Below are 464 nucleotides of genomic sequence, written 5' to 3'. Positions count from 1 at the left end.
GGCCAGATGTCGAGGTGGCCGAGGAGGTCGACGCCGCCTACAGCCCCAGCGCGTTTCCGACTGAAAGGGCTGCAAACGGGGGTTGCATTTGGCAAGGGAATGGCGAGGATCGGCAACCGGGGACGCGATCGTGGGAGATCATCATGAAATATCTGGCGGCAATCTTTTCGCGGCAGGGTTTTGTCATCCTGTTGCTGTCGGCACTTCTTGCCGCCTGCACCGTCGTCGTCGATGACGGACCAGGGCCGCGTCCGCGTCCGCCCCGGCCGGAACCGCAATATTGCAGCAAGCAGTACGAGCCGGTCTGTGCGCGGCGCGGCGGCGATCGCCAGACCTTCGCCAATGCCTGTCTTGCCGACCGGGCCGGCTACCGCATCGTGCGCGACGGTCCGTGCCGCGACGGTGGCGGCGGTGGCGGCGGCGGCGGTGGTGAAGAGCAGACGTTCTGCACCCGCGAATATGCG

Annotated in this window: 1 protein-coding gene; it reads left to right on the top strand. The window is 66.4% G+C overall.

Going from position 1 to position 464, the window contains the following annotated elements:
- Positions 1–143 precede the first annotated feature (143 nt).
- Positions 144–464: Kazal-type serine protease inhibitor (locus EN884_RS38175; protein ID WP_128361241.1), on the top strand; the 321-nt coding region annotated here is incomplete at its 3' end.

The organism is Mesorhizobium sp. M7A.F.Ca.AU.001.01.1.1 (genome assembly GCF_004022735.1).
GTDB classification, from domain to species: domain Bacteria; phylum Pseudomonadota; class Alphaproteobacteria; order Rhizobiales; family Rhizobiaceae; genus Mesorhizobium; species Mesorhizobium ciceri.
This window is presented reverse-complemented; position numbering and strand designations above follow the sequence as displayed.